The sequence below is a fragment of the Candidatus Hydrogenedentota bacterium genome, from assembly GCA_012730045.1.
Taxonomy (GTDB): domain Bacteria; phylum Hydrogenedentota; class Hydrogenedentia; order Hydrogenedentales; family CAITNO01; genus JAAYBR01.
The window spans coordinates 102569-124070 of record JAAYBR010000143.1 but is presented as its reverse complement, the minus strand read 5'-3'; the positions used below and the strand labels follow the sequence as shown (position 1 = coordinate 124070).

Genomic DNA, 21502 nt, shown 5'->3' with positions numbered 1-21502 from the left:
GACGTTTATTTCCGCGGTCATTGCGAGCGAAGCGCGGCAATCTCGTTCCCGCCAACGCCCCGGCGGACGCGGCAATCTCTTCACTACGTTCGCAATGACGCGCGTTTTCGCAGTCATTGCGAGCGAAGCGCGGCAATCTCTTGTCGGAATGCCTGCGGTCTGAGACCTCTTTTTCAAATAGAGGCGCCCTCTTTCCCTCTGATCCCGGGTCCTGTGTGATGGGGGATTCGAGGTTTGCGCGGGAAAGCGGTATTATACCCGACAACCTTTCCGCCGTCCGCCGGAAGCGCGGCGCGGGGCGGAAACCCGTTTCGATTTCAGGAGGAACCGCGATGAAACCCCTTTGGACCTGTCTGGCGGCGGCCGTTGTTCTGGGCGCCGCGCTCTGCCCCTTCGTGCATGCCGGGGAGATCTCCCCGCCGCCCGAGGGCATCGAGGTGCTGCCCCTGTGGCCCGACGGCGCGCCGGCGGCCAAGGGCACGGACGAGGCGGACACGCCCCGGATCGCCGTGTTCCCCGCGCCCAAAGAAACGGCCACCGGCGCGGCGGTCGTCATCTGCCCCGGCGGCGGCTACGGCGGCCTGGCCATCGGCTACGAGGGCTACGAGGTCGCGCAGTGGCTCAACCGTCTCGGCGTGGCCGGCGTGGTGCTGCGCTACCGGGTGGCCCCCTACCGGCATCCGGTGCCGCTGGAGGACGCCCAGCGCGCCCTGCGCCTCGTGCGCAGCCGGGCGGGGGAGTGGGGGATCACCCCCGACCGCATCGGCATCCTCGGCTTCTCGGCGGGCGGGCATCTGGCCTCCACGACGGGCACCCACTTCGACGCGGGCGACCCGGCGGCGAAGGACCCCGTGGACCGCGTGTCCTGCCGCCCGGATTTCATGGTGCTGATCTACCCCGTGATCACGTTCAAGCCCCCCTACGGCCACGCGGGCTCGGGCCACAACCTGCTCGGCGAGGACCCCGACCCGGCGCTCCTGGACCTGCTGGCGAACGACGAGCGGGTCACCAAGGAGACGCCGCCGGCCTTCCTGGTCCACAGCACGGGGGACTCCGTGGTGCCCGTGGAGAACAGCCTGAACTTCTACAAGGCCCTGCGCGACGCCAAGGTGCCCTGCGAGCTGCACGTGTACGAGCGCGGCGAGCACGGCTACGGCATGGGCCGGGGCGACAAGGTGCTGGAGACCTGGACCGGCCACTGCGCGGACTGGATGCGCCTGCACGGCTGGCTGGACAAACCCTGAGTCCCCCGTGACCCCATGGTGATTCTCCGGCGGCACGGCGGGCTATAATGCCCTGTCCGCGCGGCGAGCGCGCGGCGAAGGAGTGCGCCTGTGACGGACGTCTGCATACTGGGCATGGGGTATATCGGCCTGCCGACGGCGGTGATGCTGGCGGAGTCGGGCTGCCGGGTGCTGGGGGTGGACACGAACCCCTTGGTGCGGGAGGCGCTGGGGCGGGGGGAGCCGCACATCGAGGAACCGGGACTGCGCGACCGGCTGAAGGCGGTGGTCGCGGCGGGAACCCTGCGCGCGGCGGAAACCCCGGCGCCCGCGGACGTGTTCATCATCGCCGTGCCGACGCCGCTGACGGCGGACAAGCGGGCGGACATGCGCCATGTGGCCGCTGCCGCGGAGGCGCTCACGCCGTTTCTGCGGGCCGGGTCGCTGGTGATTCTCGAGTCCACCTCGCCGCCGGGCACCTGTGCGGAGCTGCTGCGCCCGATTCTGGAGGCGGGGGGGAGAAGGGTGGGGGAGGACGTGTTTCTGGCGCACTGCCCGGAGCGGGTGCTGCCGGGGCGCATCTTCGAGGAGCTGGTGGAGAACGACCGGGTCATCGGCGGCGCGGACCCGCAGGCGGCGGAAAGGGCCCGCGACCTCTACGCCCGCTTTGTGAAGGGGGACATCCTCCTGACGGACGCGACGACGGCGGAGATGGTGAAGCTGATCGAGAACACCTTCCGCGACGTGAACATCGCCCTGGCGAACGAGACGGCGGTGCTCTGCGAGGCGATGGGGATAGACTTCTGGTCCGTCATGCGGCTGGCGAACCGGCATCCCCGGGTGGGGCTCCACCGCGCGGGGCCGGGCGTCGGCGGCCACTGCATCTCCGTGGACCCGTGGTTTCTGGTGGAGCGCTTCTCCGGCAGCACCCCTCTGATCGCGCTGGCCCGGCGGGTGAACGACGCCATGCCGGCCCACGTGGCGGACCGCGTGATGGCGATGCTCGCGGGCGTTCCGCAGCCCATTGTCGCGCTGTTCGGCCTGGCCTACAAGGGCGACGTGGACGACCTGCGGGAAAGCCCCTCGCTGGCCCTGGCGCGGCTGCTGGGGGAGCGGGGCTGCGAAGTGCGCGCCCACGACCCGCTCGCACAGCGGGCGCCCCTGCCCAACCTGTCCCCGGAGGCGTGCCTCGACGGGGCCGACCTGCTCCTGGTGGCGACGGCGCACAGCGCCTTCGCGGAGCTGGACCCCGCGGACGCGGCGGCCCGCATGCGGGGCAGGCGGGTGTACGACGCGCACCGCCTGCTCCCCGCCGGCCGCTGGGTGGACGCCGGGTTCACAGTGGAAGTGCTGGGCGTGGGGTGAAATAGAACCCGCCGTCCGCCTGTTTACTGGGAAAGAGAACGCCGCCCCTTCGGGCGGGTCAACTGTCACACCGCAAAGAGAGGGAGAACCCCGATGAGCTTCAAACAGCCCGAACTTCCGTACGATCTTGGCGCCCTGAACCCCTTCGTGTCCGAGGAGCAGATGTCCTTCCACTACGGGAAGCACCACGCCGCCTATTTCACCAACCTGAACGGGCTGGTGGACGGCAAGCCCGAGTCTGACCTCGCGCTGCGGCAGGTGGTGCTGGACGGCCAGGGGCCGGTGTTCAACAACAGCGCCCAGGCCTGGAACCACAGCTTTTTCTGGCACTGCATGGCCCCGGGCGGCGGCGGCGCGCCCCAGGGCGAGATCAAGGGCCTGATCGAGGCCCAGTGGGGCTCCTTCGACGCCTTCAAGCAGGAATTCTCCACGGCGGCGGCGAAGCTGTTCGGCTCCGGGTGGGCCTGGCTGGCCGCCGACCCCTCGGGGAAGCTGGAGATCCTGCCGCTGAGCAACGCCGACACGCCGCTCCGCCACGGCAAGGAGCCTGTGCTCACGCTGGACGTCTGGGAGCACGCCTACTACATTGACTACCGCAACGCCCGCCCGAAGTTCATCGAGGGCTTCTGGGACGTGGTCAACTGGGACTTCGTGAACAAGAACCTGAAGACGCCCTTTCAGGAGTAGCCGCAAGAGACAGGAAAGGCCGCCCGGTCCCCTGGGGACGCGGGCGGCCTTTTTGTTTTCCTTCCGCTCCGCCTCAGCGCACGTTCATGCCCTGCATGCGCAGTTTGAGGTCCTTGGGGCTGGTGGAGTTCTGGAGGGCGACGTCCGCCGTGATCTTGCCCTTGGACCACAGGTCGTAGAGCGCCTGGTCGAAAGTCTGCATCCCCCACTGGTCCTTGCTCTCGGCGATCAGCTCCACGATCTCCTTGAACGACTTGCCCTGCTCAATGAAGTCGCGGATGGTGCGCGTGCCGACGAGCAACTCGCAGGCCACGGTGCGGCCGCTGCCCCCGGCCAGGGGCAGGATGCGCTGCGAGCAGATGGACCGCAGCACGCTGGCAAGCTGCTTGCGGATGTGAATCTGCTGGTGCGGCTCGAAGAACTCCAGCAGGCGGTTCAGCGTCTCCACCGCGTCCACCGTGTGGAGCGTGGAGAGCACAAGGTGCCCCGTCTCGGCCGAGGAGAGCGCCGTCTTCACCGTCTCCGTGTCGCGCATCTCGCCGATCAGGATCACGTCGGGGTCCTGGCGCAGGGCGCCGCGCAGGGCGTTCGCGAAGGACAGCGTGTCGTGGCCCACCTCGCGGTGGGTGACGATGCCCATGTGGTCCTCGTGCATGAACTCCAGCGGGTCCTCGATCGTGATGATGTGGTCCGGCCGCGACCGGTTGATCTCGTCAATCATGGCGGCGAGGGACGTGGACTTGCCGCTGCCCGTGGGGCCGGTGAACAGGATGAGGCCGTTCTTCAGCTGGCACATCTTCTTCAGCGTCACGGGGAGGTCCAGGGCCTCCAGCGGCAGAATCTGCAGGGGGATCAGCCGGAGCACAATGCGGGGATGCCCGTCGTCCACGCAGGCGTTGACGCGGAAACGCGCCACCTCCTCCAGCAGGAACGACGTGTCCAAGTCCATGAGCTTCTCAAACTTGGCCAGGTCCTTGTCGTCCACAATCTCCCGCAGCAGCCCCCGGGCATCCTCGTCCGTGAAGGGCGGGTGGTCCTCCAGGCGGACCAGCACGCCGTCCACGCGGAAGATGGGCGGGTTGCCGTGCTTGATGTGGATGTCGGACGCCTTCAGGGAGACGGCCTTGTACATCAGCTCTTTCATGTTCATCATGGCGCTTATGACTCCGGGACGCCGCGGGCGCGTCCTGCATGATCATACCCCGGCCGCTGCTGGAACACAAACGGAAAGGGTCACCGCCTGCCCGTCTTTTTCCCCTGACGGGCCTTGGGCGGGGCGGGTGTCCGGGGGGCCGCCTCATATTCCTCCCAGACGGCGGACCGGGCCGTCCGCTGGGAGCGGAGCACCAGCCACACCCCGCCCGCGATCAGGAAGAGACTGTAGAACACGCCACGGCTCATGCCAAGAATCAGGGCCGCGTCGGGCTCGCGGAACTGCTCGCAGAACACGCGAAAAAACGCGTACAGCAGGAGAAACTCCCCGCTGATGCGGCCCGGGCGCTTCTGCGCGCCGGTGCGCCAGATCCGCCACTGCAGGAAGGCCAGCAGCACGGCGCCCTCCAGAAGGGCCTCATACAGCTGCGAGGGGTGCCGGGCGGGGATCATGTCCAGCGGCATGCCGGGGGCGCTCCGCGGGAACACGACCGCCCAGGGGACGCTGCTCACGTTGCCCCAGAGCTCGCCGTTGATGAAATTGGCGATTCTTCCCAGAAAGAGGCCCATCGGCACGAGGGGGGCCATGGTGTCACCGAACTCCACCAGGGTGAGGCGGCTTTTCCGGGCCACATACCAGCAGGCGATGAGGACGCCGATGAGGCCGCCGTGGAACGACATGCCCCCTTTCCAGACCTGGAACAGGAAGAGGGGGTCCTGAAGGGTCTCGGGAAGGGCGTAGAGGATCACGTAGCCCAGGCGCGCGCCGCCCAGCACCCCGATCATCATGGCGAAGAGCGCCGTGTCCTCCTGCTCCTGCGTCAGCGGGCTCCTGCCGTGGCGGCGGAGCCGCCGGTGGATCATCAGGCCGAACAGGAAGCCCAGCACATAGGCCAGCCCGTAATAGGTGACGCCCCGGTCCCCCCAGAGATGCAGGAGAACGGGGTCCAGGTCGTGTATCCAATGTCCTGACGACGACATCATTCCTCCGCTTTCCGTTTTGCCCCCCCTTTGCCCCTCCGGCGGTGCGCCTACGAGCCGCCGCCCGCCTCGTCCGCTCCCTTCGGCTGGTCCAAACGCCGGCCCGCCAGGTTTCCGAAGAAGTCCACGGCCCACCTTTGAAAGTCGTCCAGCAGCGTGAAGAACACGGGAACGACCACCAGCGTGAGGATCGTCCCGATGGTCAGCCCGCCGATCAGGGCCTGCCCCAGGCCGGCAAAGGTGGAGGCGCCGCCCGTCTTGGCCATGGCCAGGGGGACCAGCCCGAGGATGGTGGTGAGCGCGGTCATCATGACGGGCCGGAACCGGTCAATGCCCGCCTGCACAATGGCCTCTGTCCTGTCGCCCCGTTCGCGGTAGAGGCGGTTGATGTGGTCCACGATGACGATGCCGTTGTTCACGATCACCCCGGCCATGAGAATGCAGCCGATGAGCACGATCTGGTCGAACTGGCTGTCCATGTAAAAGAGCATCCACACGGCGCCGAAGAGCGAGATGGGCACGGTGGTCAGGATCGAGAGGGGCAGCAGGTAGGACTCGAAGAGCGCGGCCATGACGATGTAGATCAGGATGACCGCCATGGCCAGGGTGGTCGTGAAGTTGAAGATGTTCGACTCCAGGTCCTCCAGCTCTTCCCCGAAGTCCACCGTGTACCCCGGCGGCAGCCCGAGGTCCTCCACGGCGGACTCAAGCTTGGCGCGCACGGCGCTGAGGTTCTTGGTGTTCAGCTTGGCCGAGAGGGCGATGACGTTCTTGCCGTTGATCCGGCGGATGGAGGTGGGGCTGGCCTCCTTGCTGTAATCCGTGAGCCGCTGCAGCGGGACCAGCTGGCCGGTCAGCCCGGGCACGGCGACGTTTTCCAGGTTGGCCTGGGACTTGCGGTCCTCCTCGCGGAACTGGGCCCACACGGAGACCTCGCGCCGCCCCTGCTTGAGGTACGGCATGCGGGTGCCGCGCAGGGCGGCGTCCACCGTCTGCGCCACGATCATGGGGCTCACCCCGGCCTGCTGCGCCAGATCCTTGTCTATGCGCACCTGCACCTCCTGGACCTCCGGCTCAACGTTGGTCTCGGGGTCCGAGATCTCCTCGATCGTCCCCAGAACGGCCTTGAGCTGCTCGGCGTACTGGGTCAGGATCTGGCCGTCCTCGCCGCGCAGGAACAGGCTCACGGTCTCGCCCTCCTCGGACTGGCCGGCGTCGGCCATGGAGAACCGCAGTTCCGCGCCCGGCACCTGCTTCGGGATCTTCTCCGAGAGGATCTGCATGACCTCCTCGGTGGTGAAGGGCGGGTTTTCGCCGATGGGGCCGTCGTCCTCGGTGTACAGGTACACCTCGATGAAGCCCTCGTCCGCCCCGTGCAGCTTGAGCACCTTCTTGATGGCCAGCGTCTCCCGGAGCGGGTCTATCTGCGCCTCGATCCGGCTCATCAGGTCCTTCGCCATGTCCAGGTTGAAGTTCTGCTCCATGCGCGCGTCAATGCGCACCTCGCGCGTGTCCAGTTTGGGCATGGGGCGCATGCCCACATGCTGCATGGGGAAGGCGTAGGTGACGTAGATGCCCGCCCCCAGCAGCAGGAGGCACAGCACGCGCCGCCGGAGCGCGGCGCGCACGAGGCCCCCGTAGAGGCCGATCACCCACTGGATGGGGTGGATCCGCCCGAAACGGTGCACCACCCCGCCCACCATCCCCGTGGGCGGGGCGTCGGACGCGTGGGCGCGCCAGTAGCGGGACGAGACGGTCTGGAACACGTTCTGGTTCCGGGAGATGCGCAGGCGCGACATGACCAGAGGGACCACCGTCACCGCCATGAGCAGGCTGCCGGAGAGGGAGGCGATCAGGGGCCCCCCGAGCTGCTGCATGAAGACCGACATGCGCCCGGTCTCCATGAAGTACATGGGGATGAACACCACGATGGTGGTCAGGGTGCTGGCGAAGATGGCCATGCCCACCTCCGCCGCGCCGTCCACCGCCGCGTCGGCCATGGACGCCCCGAGGTCGCGGTGGCGGATCGTGTTCTCCACCACCACGATCGCGTTGTCCACAAGCATGCCGACGGCAATGATCATGGAGACCATGGTGATGATGTTCAGCGACATCCCGGTGAAAAACATGAAGACCACGGCGATGAGCAGCGAGGAGGGGATCGCGAAGGCCACCACCAGCGTGGGGATGACCCGGTGCAGGAAAAAGAAAAGCACCCCGATGGCCATCAGGGACCCGTAGAAGCCCTGCAGGAAAAGGTTCTTCAGCGCCCGGTTGATCAGGTCGGACTGGTCGAAGAAGATGAGGGAAGTCGCCCCGTCGAAGGCGGGCTCCTTCAGGATGCTGTCCAGCTCGGCCCGGACCCGCGCGCAGGTGGAAACCGTGTTCGCCTCGGAGTCCTTGACCACCAGGATGGCCAGGCCGTCCGCCCCGTCCATGGAGACCTGCTGCTGCTCCTCGCGGGACCGGTAGTTGACCTCCGCCACGTCCTTGAGCCGCATCCCTCCGGGGCCGACCACAATGGCCCCGATGTCCTCGATGCGGCGGTACTCGCCGATGACCCGGGCGTAGTGCTTCCGGGTGCCCTCCGGAAGCTCCCCCACCGACAGGTTGAAGCTGCTCTCCCTGACCGCCTGCAGCACCTGCGGGAGGTTGAGGTTCAGGGAGCGAAGCGTGTCCTGGTTGAACTCGATGAGAACCTCCCGCGGCTGGACGGGGGAGAGGATCTGCACCTGGGCGACGCCCTCCACGCGGCTGAGCCGCGGCTCCACCACGGTCCGCGCGAGGTGGTCGAACTTCTCCTTGTCCCCCTCCTTGAACATGCCGAAGGCCATGATCGGGATGGAGCCGGAACTGAACCGCTGGATCAGCATCTTGTCGGCCTCGGCGGGCAGGACCAGTTTCAGCCGCTCCAGGCGGTCGCGGACATCCGCCGTGGCGATGGACATGTCCGTGTCCAGGCTGAACAGCAGCCCGACCTCGCACCCGGAGCTGGTGGAGGTGGTCCGGATCCGGCGGACGCCGGGGATGGTGCGCAGCTCGCCCTCCACCGGGATGGCGATCTGCTGCTCCACCTGGGCGGGCGACGCGCCCGGGTAGGCGATGAACACCCCGATGAACGGCCGGTCCACGCGGGGCAGGAAGTTCAGGGGCATCCGGTTCCACGCGATGACGCCGAGGGCCACCGTGCTGAGGCTCAACATCAGCACCGTAATCGGGTGGCGCAGCGAGAATTTCGGCAGCGAGAAGCTCATTTGCGGTCTCTTCCGCCGAACAGCTCGTACAGCATGGGGATGATGAAGAGGGTGAGCAGGGTCGAGGAGGAGAGCCCCGCCATCACGGTGATGGCCATGGGCCGGCGGATTTCCGCGCCCTCGCCCGTGGCGGTGAGCATGGGAAGCAGGCCCAGCACCGTGGTCAGGGTCGTCATCAGGATGGGGCGTATGCGGACGGAGCCCGCCTGCACCAGGGCGTCCCGCTTCGAGTAGCCGCGCCCGCGAAGCTGGTTGACATAATCCACAAGCACGATCGCGTTGTTGACCACGATGCCCGCCAGCACGATGCCCCCCAGGAAGACCATGACGCTCAGGCTGGTGCCGGTGTAGTGGAGGGCGTAGACCACGCCGATGAAGGCCAGCGGGATGCTGAACATGACCAGCGCCGGGTGCACAATGGACTCGAACTGGCACGCCATCACCACATAGACCAGGAACATGGCGAGAAGCAGGGCGAACTGGAGGCTGGAGTACGCGGTGTCCAGTTCGCGGTTCTGCCCGCCCTGGAAGAAGTAGAAATCCTCCGGCCGGTCCACCGTCTTCAGCGCATTGTCAATGTCCCGGGAGACCGCCCCAAGGTCGCGTCCCTCCACGTTGGCGTAGATGAGGGCCACCTGCCGCTGGTCCACCCGCCGGACCTCGCTCGGCCCCTCCTGGATCGTGATGCCGGCAATGTCGGAAAGGGGGATCGGCACCGGGCCGTCCGTCACGGACAGCCGGCGCAGGTCCTCCACGTTCCCCAGCATGGCCCGGTCGGTGCGCACCCGGATGTCCACCTTCTCGCCCAGCCGGCTGAAGCGCGTGGCGATGTCCCCCTGCACCTCCGTGCGCAGCCGCTGGGCGACCTGTCCGGGGGTGATCCCGCGCGCCGCGAGCAGCTCCCGGTCCAGGGCGATGATCACCTCCGGATACCCCGCCTTCATGCTCAGCTCGGCGTCCTTCACCCCGGGCACTTTCGAGACGGCCTCGACGGCCCGGCCGCCGACCTCGCGCAGCTCTTTCAGGTCGTCCCCGACCAGCTGCACCTCGATGGCCGTGTTGAAACTGAAAAGGCTCGGGAGGGTGAACGTGACCTGCTCCTCGACCCCCGCCGCCATGACCCGGCCGCGGAGCTCCTCCACAATCCGGTCCTGCAGCGCCGCCGTCTCCTCCGGGTTTCGGAGCAGCACGTTGAAGACCGCGATGTTCTCCCCCCGGTTGGACTCGGTGCTGGATTTCTCCCGGCCGATCTCCACCGTCACGGTCTCGACCTCCGGGGCCGAGCGCAGTATCTCCTCGTACACCCGGGCGCGCTGGTTCATGTCCTCCAGGCGCGTGCCCGCGCGCGCCTCCACCCGCACACCGAACTCGCCCTGCTTCATGGGGGGGATCAGCTCGCTGCCCAGCCGGCTGGCGACCGTGCCCGCGTGGATGGCAACCCCGAGCGTGAGCAGGAGGATGACGGCGCTGTACTGGAGCATGTGGCGGATCGTCACCCGGTACAGGGCGAGCATGCCCCGGAACCCCCACTCCCACAGCGTGAGAAAGGGCCAGAGCGCCGTCATGACGACAAGCCGGACCGCCGCCATCACCACCAGCAGCGCCAGGGCCGACACGTGCAGCGCGGAGGAGAAGACCACGTAGGAGAGGGCCAGCGCGAACTGGCAGGCGAAGAGCAGCAGCGACAGGGGCAGAAGCAGCAGCCCGGCGGCGCACACCAGCCAGGACGCCGCGAAATGCCCGAAGCCCCTCCAGGCGAGAAGGGCGGTGAACGGCGCGGCAGCGCGGCGCAGGGAAACCCCGACGGTGTCCCGCCAGATGGCCGCGACGCCGCGGCCCGCGTCCAGGAGCCCCAGGGGAATCACCGCCGCCAGCGCCGCCGGGCGGGACCAGCCGCGCCGGTCGCGGGCTTCGCGCCACGCGCGGACGGTCCACACCACCTGCCGGGTCGCCTCGAGATTCATGCGGCGGCGCGAGGCGAGCAGGGGAACCAGGTACAGGGCCGTGAGCAGGGAGGCCAGCAGGGAGTAGGTGACCGTGAGCGCGAGGTCGCGGAAAAGCTGCCCCGCGATACCTTCGACAAAGGTGATCGGCAGGAAGACGCACACGGTGGTCATGGTGGACGAGAACACGGCGCCCGCCACCTCGCGGGTGCCCCGCTCGGAGGCGTCCAGTATGCCGTCGCCCTCCTCGCGGCACCGGAAGATGCTCTCCAGCACGACGATCGAGTTGTCCACCAGCATGCCCACGCCCAGGGCCAGGCCGCCCAGGGACATGATGTTCAGGGAGACGTTCTGGATGAACATTGGCACAAAGGTCGCCACCACGGAGATGGGGATCGCGATGCCGATGATGAGCGTGGACTTGGCCTCGCGCAGGAACAGGAACAGGATGGCGAGGGCCAGCAGACCGCCCAGCCACGTGGCCCCCTGCACCTCCTCGATGGAGGCCACGATGAAGCGCGACTGGTCGCTCATGACGGAAAGGCGCACCTCGCCCGGCAGGCGCGCCAGCAGGTTCCGTTTCCCCTTCATGGACTCCTTCAGCCGCTCCGCGTCGTTGCTCCCGACCAGGGATTCGCGCGCCTGCCGCTGCACCCGGTCCATCGCCTCCCGGACCGCCTGCACCGCGCGCTCGCTGACGCTGAGCTTCCGGGAAATGTTGAAGAGGTCCTTCACCCGGTTGCACACGCGCACCGTGTTCGCGTCACCCTCCTTGAATATCTCGACGGCGACCGCCTCGCGGCCGTTGACATGCACGATGGTCTCGCGGTCCTTCGCGCCCATGAACACCTGCGCGAGGTCCGAAAGGCGGAACTGGCCGCCCGGCGTGGGCACCAGGCTCGCGGCGATGTCCTCCACGGACTCGAACTCGTTGTTCGTCCGGACCATGTACTCCGTCTTCCCCTCGCGGAGCTGGCCCCCGGAAAGATTGATGTTCTGCTGGGCGAGGCTCGTGACCACGGTGTCCAGGGACACGCCGAGCCCCTTGATCTTCTCGGCGTCCACCAGGACCTGGATCTCCTCCTTCTGCCCGCCCTTGATCGCCGCCTGGGCGATGCCGGACTCCGCCTCCAGATCCGCCTTGAGATGGCGCTCCGCGGCGTCGCGGATGCCCGTCAGGGTCCGCGCCTCCTCCTGCGCGTCCGAAAAGGTGCGGTCCGGAACGATGGCGAAGCGCATGACGGGGTCGCGCGAGGGGTCGTAGCGGAGGATGACGGGCTTCTTCGTCACCTCCTTTGGCGGCTCGAACACGTCCAGCCGGTCCCGAACGTCCGTCTGGGCGATGGTCATGTCGGTGCCCCAGGAGAACTCCAGGAGAATCTCCGAAAGGCCCGGCTTGGAGATGCTGCTGATCTCGACCAGGCCGCCCACGATGCTGAGCATCTCCTCCAGCGGCCGCGTGACGAGCTTCTCCACATCCTCCGGCGCCGCCCCCTCGTACTCCGTCCGGACCGTGAGGCTCGGGTAGGAGATGTTCGGCATCAGGTTGATCGGGAGCTGCTGGTAGGAGCGCAGGCCGAACACGGCGATGGTGAGGAAGATCATCACCATGGTCACCGGGCGGCGGATGGCGATGCGGTAGTTGGTGCTGGGGGTCTCTTCGGGGTGGGTCATTGCCGCCTTCCGCCGCCGTCAACCCGCCGGAGCCGGGTGACCGGTCTGTCTTGCACGCCGTGTCCGCCTGGGCGGGATTAGTTCTGACTCTCCTTGCGGGCCTTCTCCTCCTCCGCCCTCTTGCGCGCCGCCTCCAGCGCGTCGCCCACCTCCATGTCCTTCCGCGACTCAATCTCCCGGGCCGCGGTGGTGACCGAGATCTCCGCGTCCGGCTTCAGCGCGTGCTGCCCCATCACCACCACCAGGGACTCGTCGGACACGCCGGAGAGGATCTGCACCACCTCGCTGTCCTCCAGCCCCTTCTCCACCTCCACCCGGCGCGCCACATGCGCGGACTCCGCGCCCGCCTCCGCCGCCGGGGGTTCGGCGACCATGAGGAAACTGCGGGCGTTCTCCTCCACAATCGCGTCCTTGGGGACGACCAGCGCGTCCTTGATGGTCTGCATCACCAGCCGCACCCTCGCGAAGGCGGAGTCGCGCAGGCGCGCGCGGTCGGCCTCCCCGAACTCCAGCACCACCTTGACCGTGCCGCTCAGGGGGTCCATGCTCGGGTTGATGCGCCGTATGGAGGCCCTCAGCTCCTCGCCCTCCAGGGAGTCCACCCGCACGAGCGCCTCCTGGCCGACGGCCAGCTTGGCCAGCTCCTTCTCCGGCACGCTGATCGGCAGGGCGTAGGAGTCGGGGTCCATGATGGTGAACGCCGGCATTCCCGGCGAGACCAGCATGCCCTCCTGGAGCGAGCGCCGCGTGATGATGCCGCCGATGGGCGCCCTCACCGTCTGATGCGCCAGGCGCGCCTCGTTCATCTCCAGCGCCGCCTGCGCCTGCTCATAGGCAAAGCGGGCGTTGTCGCGCTCCACCGGGGCGCCGATCCCCTCGGCGAGGCTCTTCTCCGCAATCTCGAAGGTCGTCTTCTGCTGGCGCAGCGTCACCTGCGCCTGCCGCACCTGCGCGGCCAGCTCCGTCTTGTCCAGCTCCGCCAGCACCGCCTCCGCCGCCACCCGGTCGCCCTCCTCGAAAAAGACCCGGTCGCAAATCCCGGCCCCCTTGGCCAGCACCTCCACACGCCGTTCCGCCTGGACCCGGGTGGTCGTCTCGAAGTACGAGGAAATGTCCTTGCGGGCCGGCTTCTGGACCTCCACGGGAACCAGAATCCGCTCCGTCTGCGCCGCGGCCTCGGGCGCGTCCGGCGCCTTGCCCTCCACCGGCGCGGAGCACCCCGCACCCAGCACTCCAAACACCGCAAGGGAGACAAAGGCCAGACGTTCACATGTGCGCATGATGTTCCTATCCGTTCCGTGTGCCGGGCGCTTCCCAGATGTGCGGGCACCGCGTCCAGCCCGCACTCCTGCCCGCAGAAACCAACCCGACTCATCGCCTTGTGACACAATACCCCTTTGACCGCCCAGCGTCACGGGAAAGTTTCGCGGAGCCAAAAAGAACCTGATAATTTGTCCATTATACACATTTTCAGCCGTTCCGTCACAGGGAGCACGGCATTATCCCGCCCACCGCCGCCGTTCCAGCCAATACCCGGCCGTCTGCGCGGCGACGGACAGCCCAATCAGGGCCAAGACCGCCGGCGCCCTCAGGACACCCGCCCGCGCGAGACTGTTCCGAAAGGTCCAAACGCGCAACCGCAAATAGCCTCCCACGGAGGAAACACGCCGGCGAATGTGAAAATTGCCCCGGCCCCGGATGACCTGCCACCGCAGAAACCCGGCCAAGTCCGGCTTCTCCACATGAAAAACACGCTGCCTCTTTTCATACCAAATTGCGCCGCCGCCGTCAACAACACGGCGGGCCAGGACCGTGTCCTCGCCGCCGGCCACGGGAAAAGACTCATCGAAACCGCCCATCTCCCTGAAAAACGCGCTCCGGAACGCCACGTTGCAGCTGCTGAAACTCCTCGCAAAGCCGTCGGCGTCCACCCGCCACACCTTTTCAAACCCCAGAATACCGCCGCCGGGAAACCCCAACGCCGCCACCAGCCCGCCGAAAGCGGTTTTCACGTCCGTGATGGTGTCCCCGACGGACACCGGGGCCCGTTCCAGCCCCTCCAGCGCCCGGGTCAGCGTGTCCCTCTCCAAACGGCAGTCCGTGTCCGTGAAGAAGAGGGCCTCTGCGGCGGCCTCGGCCGCCCCCGCGTTGCGGCAGGCCGCCGGACCGCGCCGCTGGTCCCTGCGCACCAGCCGAAAACGCGCGTCGGGAAACACATAGTCCGGGTCGGGCGATCCATCATCCACCACGATGACCTCGAAATCTGACAGGGACTGCTCCGCCAGCGACGCAAACAGCTGGCCGAGCAGTTCTTCCTGGGGAGCAAACGACGGAACAACAACAGAAATCCGCGGCATGGCGCACCACCTCTGGCGAAAGAGTATACTGTATCGCCGCGTGGCAGTGCCGCCAGCGCCCGGGCGCGCCCGGGGCGCGGCGCAAGAAGGGCTGTCCTTCCGTTTGACTGGACCCGCGTGGTTTTTCTATCCTATCCTTGATTTGCCGCGCCCCATCCGGATCAAGCCGCCGCAACGCGGAGGCGGACCGGACAGCCGGCCACACCTGAAGGAGGTTTTCGATCATGAAGCGGACGCTGATTCCCCTCGTTCTGTGTTGCGCGTTTCTTGCGGGATGCGAGACCATGCCCTGGCAGAAGAACGACGACCTGCCCCCCGTGGAACTGCTTGAAGACTCCCAGCCCGCGCCGGCGGAACCTGCGGCGGCGGATCCCGCCGTGGCGGCGCCCGCCGAGACCGGGCAGTCGCTGGCCATGTCGCCCAACCAGCGGTTCAAGGACGTGCCCCTTCCGGAGAAGGCCAAGGAGGACCTGGACCGCTCGTACATCTACGAGTCCCCGACCCTTCAGATTGGGCGCATGGTCTACACGATCCGCGCGGACCAGAACGAGGTCGCGCAGTTCTACATCAGCCAGTGCCCGGCCAGCGGCTGGAACATGGAGAGTGTCCAGCAGGCCAATGGCAATGCCTACATGCTCTTCAAGCAGCCCGGCAAGCGCCTGGAGGTCACCGTGCAGCCCCTGGGCATGGGGCGCGGCCAGCGCCTGATCCTTCACATGGTTCCCGACGGCGGGGTGTGAGATGAAATGCCTGCTGCTTTCCACGGTCGCGGCGGCGTGCCTCCTGGGCATGCAGGCCTGCCAGACCAGCGGCTTCCCGGTAAGCCTGCCCGGTTTCTCCGCGGGGAAGTCCTCCGAGGAGGAAAAGGTCGCGCGGGTGCTCAAGGATGTCTGCAACGGCATGGAAAGCCAGCGCGTGTACCAGGTTTTGGCCCATGTGTCGCCCAACTATCGCGACAGCGAGGGCCGCGACTACGCGGCCATACGGGAGTATTTGACAACGGTTATGAGCAGTTACCGGGGGTTCCGGATCGTACGCACCCCCCCAAAAATACGGGTTCAGGGAGACCAGGCGCGGGCCGTCGAGTCGTTTGGAACCACCGCCGAGCCCGTCAACGCAAGCCAATATCCGCCGATCAACCTGCAGGGACAGATGGCGGTGTTGCTGGAGAAGTATCAGGGCGCCTGGAAAATTGTGGAGTGGGGGCCCCTCAGCTGACCCGACCCACAGGCGCGAAACCGCAGAGAAATGAGCCGGATTTTCCGCAGGCAGGGGGGTGTCCCCCCCGGACGGAGCGCCCGGTAAACACCGCACAGGAGTGTTGAAGCAGTCATGGCAAGACCCCGGAAGACACAGGCCGCAGAACATGAGGAACTGATCCACACCCCGAAGTCGGAGTGGGAAAAACTTCTGATCCATGTGATCGAAAACCCGTGGATGTACGCCGGAGGCGCGGTCTTCGTGGTGCTGTGCGTCGTCGCGGGGCTGGCGGTCCGCGCCACGTCCAGCGCCGCCGCCGAGAAGACGGACTCCGCCTACGCCGCGGCCCTCACTGAAGAGGACCCCGCCAAGCGCCTGGAACAGCTTGAGGCGTTCGCCCCCGAGGCCGGCCGCTGGACCGCCGAGGCGGTCTATCTCGCCGCGGAAACCGCCGTGGAGGCCGGCCAGCCGGACAAGGCACGGGAGCTGTTTGAGCGCGTGGGCAAGGAGTTCGGAAAATCCCCCTATGCGGGCCGCGCCCTCGACGGGCTGGCCTTTCTCGCCGAAGGCGGGGGCGATTACCAGAAGGCCCTTGAGCTCTACCAGCGCGTTGCCAATGAGTTCCCCGGGGAGTTCCTCGCGCGCCGCAAGCCCTATGACATCGGCCGCATGCAGGAAAAGCTGGGCATGCTGAAGGAGGCCGCCGAGTCCTACGAGCAGCAGCAAAATGCGTTCCCCGACTCCATCGTGGCGGGCAAGGCCGATCAGGCCCTCGCCGCGCTCAAGACGGCCAACCCCGACCTGTTCCCGCCGGAACAGACGGCGGCAGAAGCCGCCGCCCCGGCGGAAACCGCTGCCCCGGCAGAAGCCGCCGCCCCGGCAGAAGCCGCCGCTCCGGCGGCCGAAGCGCCCGCCGCGCCTGCGGAGACCGCCCCCCCGGCCGCGGAAGCGCCCGCCGCACAGTAGTAGCCCCTGCGGGCCGCGTTGGCGTATACTTGCCCCGGCAAGCGGGCCGGACGGTCGCGGCGGGCTTCGGCGCGTCGAGGAAAGTCCGGGCTCCACAGGGCAGGGTGCTTCGTAACGCGAAGGCGGAGCGATCCGACGGAAAGTGGCACAGAAAACATACGGCCTGCGGGTTTCCCGCCGGCAAAGGTGAAAAGGTGCGGTAAGAGCGCACCAGCGTCATGGTGACATGGCGGCTAGCCAAACCCCACCCGGAGCAAGTCCAAATAGGGGACCCATGGTGTGGCCCGCACCGGTCCCGGGTTGGACGCTGGAGGTCCGCGGCGACGCGGATCCAAGAGGAATGACCGTCACGGAGGGCCCCGCGTCCTCCGGACAGAACCCGGCTTACAGGCCCGCTTGCCCTTTTCCCCCGCCGAAGGGGGGGCGGAAAATTGACATAATTCCGCGCGTTTGGTAAACTTCCGGCCCGTTGTGTCCACAGGAAGGCTGACTCAAGTGACCGCAAAGTTGCAGATCCCGGTGCTGTCCATCGGGGACGACGGGTTGGACCTTGACGTCCGCCTCTCCGTGGCCGAGGTTCAGCCCCCGGAAACCGACCCCGTCCCCCTGGACGAGGTTCAGGTCACCGGATGCCTGACCGATCTCGGCGGCGGCGAGTACCTTTTCCGCGGCCGTGTGCGCGGGGAGTACGCGCAGCCCTGCGACCGGTGCCTCGAAGAGGCCCGCGCGGCGCTGGACAGCGCGGTGGCCTGGGTCTATGTGGAGGCCAGGAACGGGGAGGCGCTTTCCGAAATGGGGGGCGATGACGACGACGACGGCGACGGAGCGGAGCGTGAAAAGCTTATGATCGCGGGCCGGGAGGTCAATCTTGCCCCACAGGTGTGGGAGGAGATTGTGCTTTCGGCGCCGCTAAAACTAGTCTGCAAGGATTCGTGTCTCGGGCTTTGCCCCCGTTGCGGGGCAAATCTCAACGGCGGACCCTGCGGGTGTCCGGCCGCCGAGGGCGGCGGGGAACCGCAAAACACCCCGTTGAGCGTGCTGGCCTCCCTGTTTCCCGATCTTGCCGACGACAAAAATCGCAAGGAGTAACCAAGATGCCCGTACCAAAGAGACGCACCGGACAGGCCAAGAAGCGCATGCGGCGTTCCCACCACGCGCTGACCGCCCCGAACGTGATCGAGAATCCGGATTCCGGGGCGCCCGTTCTGCCGCACCGGGTCTGCCTCAAGACCGGTTTCTACAAGGGCCGTGTCGTTATCAAGCCCAAGAACGCCTGACGTTCCCCGTGAGGGACATTCCATGAGAATCGCGCTCGATGCCATGGGCTCGGACAACGCGCCCGATGTCGAGGTGGAAGGCGCCGTTCAGGCCAGCCTGCGCGACGACGTGCATGTCGTGCTGGTGGGCGACGAGGCCCTCCTCACCGAGCGCCTGAAGGCCCACCCGAAACGCGGGCAGATCTCCGTGCACCACGCCGCCGAGGCGATCGGCATGCACGAGTCCCCCGTGTCGGCCGTGCGCAACAAGCGGAACAGCTCCCTCATGGCGGCCATGCGGCTCGCCAAGGAGGGCGAGGTCGCCGCCGTGGTCAGCGCGGGCAACACGGGCGCGGTCATGGTCGGCGCGCGCACGGTCCTCGGCCCCATCAAGGGCGTGGCCCGCTCCGCCATCAGCCAGACCCTGCCCACCGTCGGCGGAAAAGTGGTCATGCTCGACCTCGGCGCGAACGTGGACTGCACCACGCGCCAGCTCTGCGAGTTTGCCGAGATGGGCGTCGCCTACTCCCGGTACGCCCTCGGCATCGAGAATCCCCGCGTCGGCCTGCTCAACATCGGCGAGGAGGGCCAGAAGGGCGGCGCGGTCATGCGCGAGGTCCACCGGAACCTCACCGGCGCGAGGCACCTCAACTTCGTCGGCAACATCGAGCCCCGCGCCCTCTACGAGGGCCGGGCCGACGTGGTCGTCTGCGACGGCGTCATTGGAAACCTCTTCCTGAAGACCAGCGAGGCGGCCGCCCTCTTCATGGGCAGAATGCTGCGCGAGCAGTTTGAGCAGTCCAGCATGAGCAAGCTGGGCGCCATGCTGGCCCACAAGGCCCTGCGCGAGCTCAAGACGCGCGTGGACCCCAATGAGCACCCCGGCGCCCCCCTGCTCGGCATCAACGGCGTGGTCATTATCCTCCACGGCGCCTCCACGGCCCGCGGCGTGGAAAACGCCGTCATCGGCGCCAAGGTCGCCGTGGACAACCAGCTCAACAGCCGCATCCGCGAGAACATCCAGCGCCTGCGCCAGCACGAGATCGAAATGCTGACACGGGAACAACAGGAGGCGGGCGACGACACGCCCTGACCCCCCGAACGGAGGGCGCCGACATGGGCCGTTTTGACGGAAAGAGGGTGCTGGTGACCGGGGGAACCCGCGGCATAGGCCGCGCCTGCGTGGAGGGATTCCTGGCCGAGGGCGGGCGGGTCGCCTTCTGCGGAACCAACCCGGACGCCGTCCGGAACGCCGCCCGCGAGCTGGGGCCGGACGCCGCGGGGCTGGCCTGCGACGTGTCCGATCCGGACGCCGTGAACCGCATGGTGGGGGAGGCCGCCGCCTGGCTGGGCGGACTGGACGCGCTGGTCTGCAACGCCGGCGTGTCCGGGGACGGACTGCTGCCCCGCATGAAAGACCGGGACTGGGACGCCGTGCTCCGGACCAATCTCAACGGCGTCTTCTTCTGCTGCCGCGCCGCCTCGGAGATCATGATCCGCCAGCGGTCCGGACGCATCGTCAATGTCAGCTCCGTGCTCGGGCTGCACGGCCAGGGGGGCATGTCAAGCTACTGCGCCTCCAAGGGGGGCGTCATCGCCTTCACCAAGTCCATCGCCCAGGAACTCGCCCGCCGCAACATCACCGCCAACGTCGTCGCACCGGGACTCACCAGGACCGACATGACCGCCCCGATGTCCGAGGAAAACATCCGCCTGCTGGAAAGCCGGATTCCCCTGGGCCGCGCCGGCCTGCCGGAGGAAATCGCCAGGGCCGTCCTCTTCCTCGCCTCCGACGACGCGTCGTTCATCACGGGCGGGGTTCTCTGCGTGGACGGCGGGCTGGCAATGTAAAGGGGGGGAGCCCCCCGTCATTCGCCCAGCGCCGCCGCAATCCGGTCCACCGCCGTCTGGAGCACCTGCATGCGCGCGTGCCGCTTGTCGTTCCCCTCGATGAGGGTCCACGGGGCCTGCGCGCTTGACGTCTGCTCGATCATGGCGGACACGGCCGCCTCGTAGGCGTCCCACTTCTCCCGGTTGCGCCAGTCCTCCTCCGTGATCTTCCACTGCTTTTCCGGGTCCTCCTGACGGGCCTCGAACCGGCGCAGCTGCTCGTCCCGGCTGATGTGCAGCCAGAACTTCAGGACCACCATGCCGGCCTCCACGAGTTCGGCCTCAAACTCGTTGATCTCCCGGTACGCCCGCTGCCATTCCTCCGGGCGCGCGTAGCCCTCCACCCGCTCCACCAGCACCCGGCCGTACCAGGTGCGGTCAAACACCGTGAAATGCCCCGCCTTCGGCAGGCTGCGCCAGAACCGCCACAGATGATGGTGCGTCTTCTCCACCCCGTCCGGCGCGGCCACGGGGATCACCTCGTACCCCCGGGGATCCAGCTCGCGGGTGAGGCGCTTGATCGCGCCGCCCTTGCCCGCCGCGTCCCACCCCTCAAAGGCCATCACCACCGGCCGCCGCCGCAGATAGCACAGATGCTGCAGGCGGCGCAGCTCCTGCTGAAGTTTCGGAAGGCGCTTTGCATACACCTCCCTGTCGAGGGACTGGTCCGGGTTCACGCGGTCCAGCGGGCCGCTCCGGCGCGGCGGCAGGGCGGGCGCGGACGCCCTGGGCGGCGCGGGGCGCTCCAGGGCATTCTCCAGGGCCGCCGCCAGCGTCTCGGCGACGCGCGTGTTCCGGTGCCGTTCGTCCGTGGCGGCCACCATGGTCCACGGGGCGAAGGGGGTGGAGGTCTCGCGGAGCATGTCCTCGGCCAGGGACAGATACTTGTCGTAGCGCTTGTGCCGTTCCTTCTCGGCCGGCCCCACCTTCCAGGCGAAGGCCGGATCCTTCTTCAGCGCCTTGAACCGGCGCGCCTGCTCGTCGCGGCCGATATGCAGGAAGAACTTCACAATCACCGCCCCGGCGTCCGCGAGCTGGCGCTCAAACACCCGGATTTCCTCATACGCCGCGCGCACCGTTCCCAAATCCGCGCCGCCCTCCAGCGGCTCGTTCCACACCCTGCGGTACCAGCTGTGGTTGTAGACCGCCAGGGCCCCGCGCGCGGGCAGCAGGTTCCAGAAACGCCACATGGGCGGGAACATCCCCTCCAGCGGCGTGGCGGGCCCCACATGGTGCACCTTGAACCCCCGCGGATCCAGGGGCTGCAGAAGCCTCCCCAGTGTGGAACCCTTGCCCGCCGCGTCCCACCCCTCCACCACCACCAGCACCGGCACCCCCGCCTCCCGGAGTCCGCGCTGCATCCGGCCCAGCCGGAGGTCCAGGGCCTCCTGCAGCGACCGGTACTCCTCCTTGTCCAACGAGGCCGAAAGGTTGACCGTCTCCAGCATGGGGCTTGCCCTTCCTCCCGCGCAGCGGGTATGCTAACGGGCGGGTTTTGGCGGCGCGGCCGCCTTCCGCCATCATAGCAGAATCTCCGGCGCGCCGGGGCCGCCA

17 protein-coding genes and 1 other RNA gene are annotated in these 21502 nt (G+C 67.7%); 11 read left to right on the top strand and 7 right to left on the bottom strand.

Annotated features, from left to right (window positions below; all coding sequences use genetic code 11):
• Positions 1 to 332: 332 nt before the first annotated feature.
• From GXY15_15810 to GXY15_15800, 3 genes are all read left to right on the top strand, one after another.
• Complete coding sequence (locus tag GXY15_15810) at positions 333 to 1244, top strand: alpha/beta hydrolase (protein NLV42676.1); 912 nt, start codon at positions 333 to 335, stop codon at positions 1242 to 1244.
• A gap of 114 nt (positions 1245 to 1358) precedes the next feature.
• Positions 1359 to 2588, top strand: coding sequence for a nucleotide sugar dehydrogenase (locus tag GXY15_15805; GenBank protein ID NLV42675.1), 1230 nt, complete (start codon positions 1359 to 1361; stop codon positions 2586 to 2588).
• Positions 2589 to 2681: 93 nt separating this feature from the next.
• Positions 2682 to 3275, top strand: a complete 594-nt coding sequence (locus GXY15_15800; protein NLV42674.1) for a superoxide dismutase — start codon at positions 2682 to 2684, stop codon at positions 3273 to 3275.
• Between the two features lie 73 nt (positions 3276 to 3348).
• Here the strand turns inward: GXY15_15800 and GXY15_15795 are convergent, their stop codons facing one another.
• The 6 genes from GXY15_15795 to GXY15_15770 all read right to left on the bottom strand — a co-directional run bounded on the left by GXY15_15795 (position 3349) and on the right by GXY15_15770 (position 14636).
• Positions 3349 to 4428, bottom strand: coding sequence for a PilT/PilU family type 4a pilus ATPase (locus GXY15_15795; protein ID NLV42673.1), 1080 nt, complete (start codon positions 4426 to 4428; stop codon positions 3349 to 3351).
• A gap of 80 nt (positions 4429 to 4508) precedes the next feature.
• Positions 4509 to 5411, bottom strand: coding sequence for a prolipoprotein diacylglyceryl transferase (locus GXY15_15790; GenBank protein NLV42672.1), 903 nt, complete (start codon positions 5409 to 5411; stop codon positions 4509 to 4511).
• Between the two features lie 47 nt (positions 5412 to 5458).
• Complete coding sequence (locus tag GXY15_15785; GenBank protein ID NLV42671.1) at positions 5459 to 8662, bottom strand: efflux RND transporter permease subunit; 3204 nt, start codon at positions 8660 to 8662, stop codon at positions 5459 to 5461.
• The gene (locus tag GXY15_15780) at positions 8659 to 12279 is read right to left on the bottom strand and encodes an efflux RND transporter permease subunit (protein NLV42670.1); all 3621 of its coding nucleotides are present in this window, start codon (positions 12277 to 12279) and stop codon (positions 8659 to 8661) included. Before GXY15_15780 ends, GXY15_15785 begins: the two co-directional genes overlap by 4 nt.
• A 77-nt stretch (positions 12280 to 12356) precedes the next feature.
• A complete protein-coding gene (locus tag GXY15_15775; GenBank protein NLV42669.1) occupies positions 12357 to 13559 on the bottom strand; it encodes an efflux RND transporter periplasmic adaptor subunit in 1203 nt (400 codons plus the stop codon).
• A 219-nt stretch (positions 13560 to 13778) separates the two neighbouring features.
• Complete coding sequence (locus GXY15_15770; GenBank protein ID NLV42668.1) at positions 13779 to 14636, bottom strand: glycosyltransferase; 858 nt, start codon at positions 14634 to 14636, stop codon at positions 13779 to 13781.
• Between the two features lie 224 nt (positions 14637 to 14860).
• On the opposite strand from GXY15_15770, the gene GXY15_15765 reads away from it, so the two are divergent.
• From GXY15_15765 to fabG, 8 genes are all read left to right on the top strand, one after another.
• Complete coding sequence (locus tag GXY15_15765) at positions 14861 to 15376, top strand: hypothetical protein (protein ID NLV42667.1); 516 nt, start codon at positions 14861 to 14863, stop codon at positions 15374 to 15376.
• A 1-nt stretch (position 15377) separates the two neighbouring features.
• On the top strand, positions 15378 to 15854 hold the full coding sequence (locus GXY15_15760) for a hypothetical protein (GenBank protein NLV42666.1): 477 nt from the start codon (positions 15378 to 15380) through the stop codon (positions 15852 to 15854).
• A 114-nt stretch (positions 15855 to 15968) separates the two neighbouring features.
• Positions 15969 to 16802 carry a tetratricopeptide repeat protein gene (locus GXY15_15755; protein ID NLV42665.1) on the top strand — a complete coding sequence of 278 codons (834 nt, stop codon included), beginning with the start codon at positions 15969 to 15971 and terminating at the stop codon, positions 16800 to 16802.
• A gap of 38 nt (positions 16803 to 16840) precedes the next feature.
• An RNA gene (gene rnpB / locus GXY15_15750) (RNase P RNA component class A) lies at positions 16841 to 17205 on the top strand.
• Between the two features lie 92 nt (positions 17206 to 17297).
• Positions 17298 to 17891 (top strand): DUF177 domain-containing protein, encoded by a 594-nt coding sequence (locus tag GXY15_15745; GenBank protein NLV42664.1) that lies wholly within the window; start codon positions 17298 to 17300, stop codon positions 17889 to 17891.
• Between the two features lie 5 nt (positions 17892 to 17896).
• Entirely contained in the window at positions 17897 to 18079 is a 183-nt protein-coding gene (gene rpmF, locus GXY15_15740) for a 50S ribosomal protein L32 (GenBank protein ID NLV42663.1), read from the top strand.
• Between the two features lie 22 nt (positions 18080 to 18101).
• Entirely contained in the window at positions 18102 to 19151 is a 1050-nt protein-coding gene (gene plsX / locus GXY15_15735) for a phosphate acyltransferase PlsX (GenBank protein NLV42662.1), read from the top strand.
• A gap of 23 nt (positions 19152 to 19174) precedes the next feature.
• Positions 19175 to 19909: a 3-oxoacyl-ACP reductase FabG gene (gene fabG / locus GXY15_15730; protein ID NLV42661.1), complete on the top strand. Its 735-nt coding sequence runs from the start codon at positions 19175 to 19177 to the stop codon at positions 19907 to 19909.
• Between the two features lie 17 nt (positions 19910 to 19926).
• On the opposite strand, the gene pap is transcribed toward fabG, so the two are convergent.
• On the bottom strand, positions 19927 to 21396 hold the full coding sequence (gene pap / locus GXY15_15725; protein NLV42660.1) for a polyphosphate:AMP phosphotransferase: 1470 nt from the start codon (positions 21394 to 21396) through the stop codon (positions 19927 to 19929).
• Positions 21397 to 21502 lie beyond the last annotated feature (106 nt).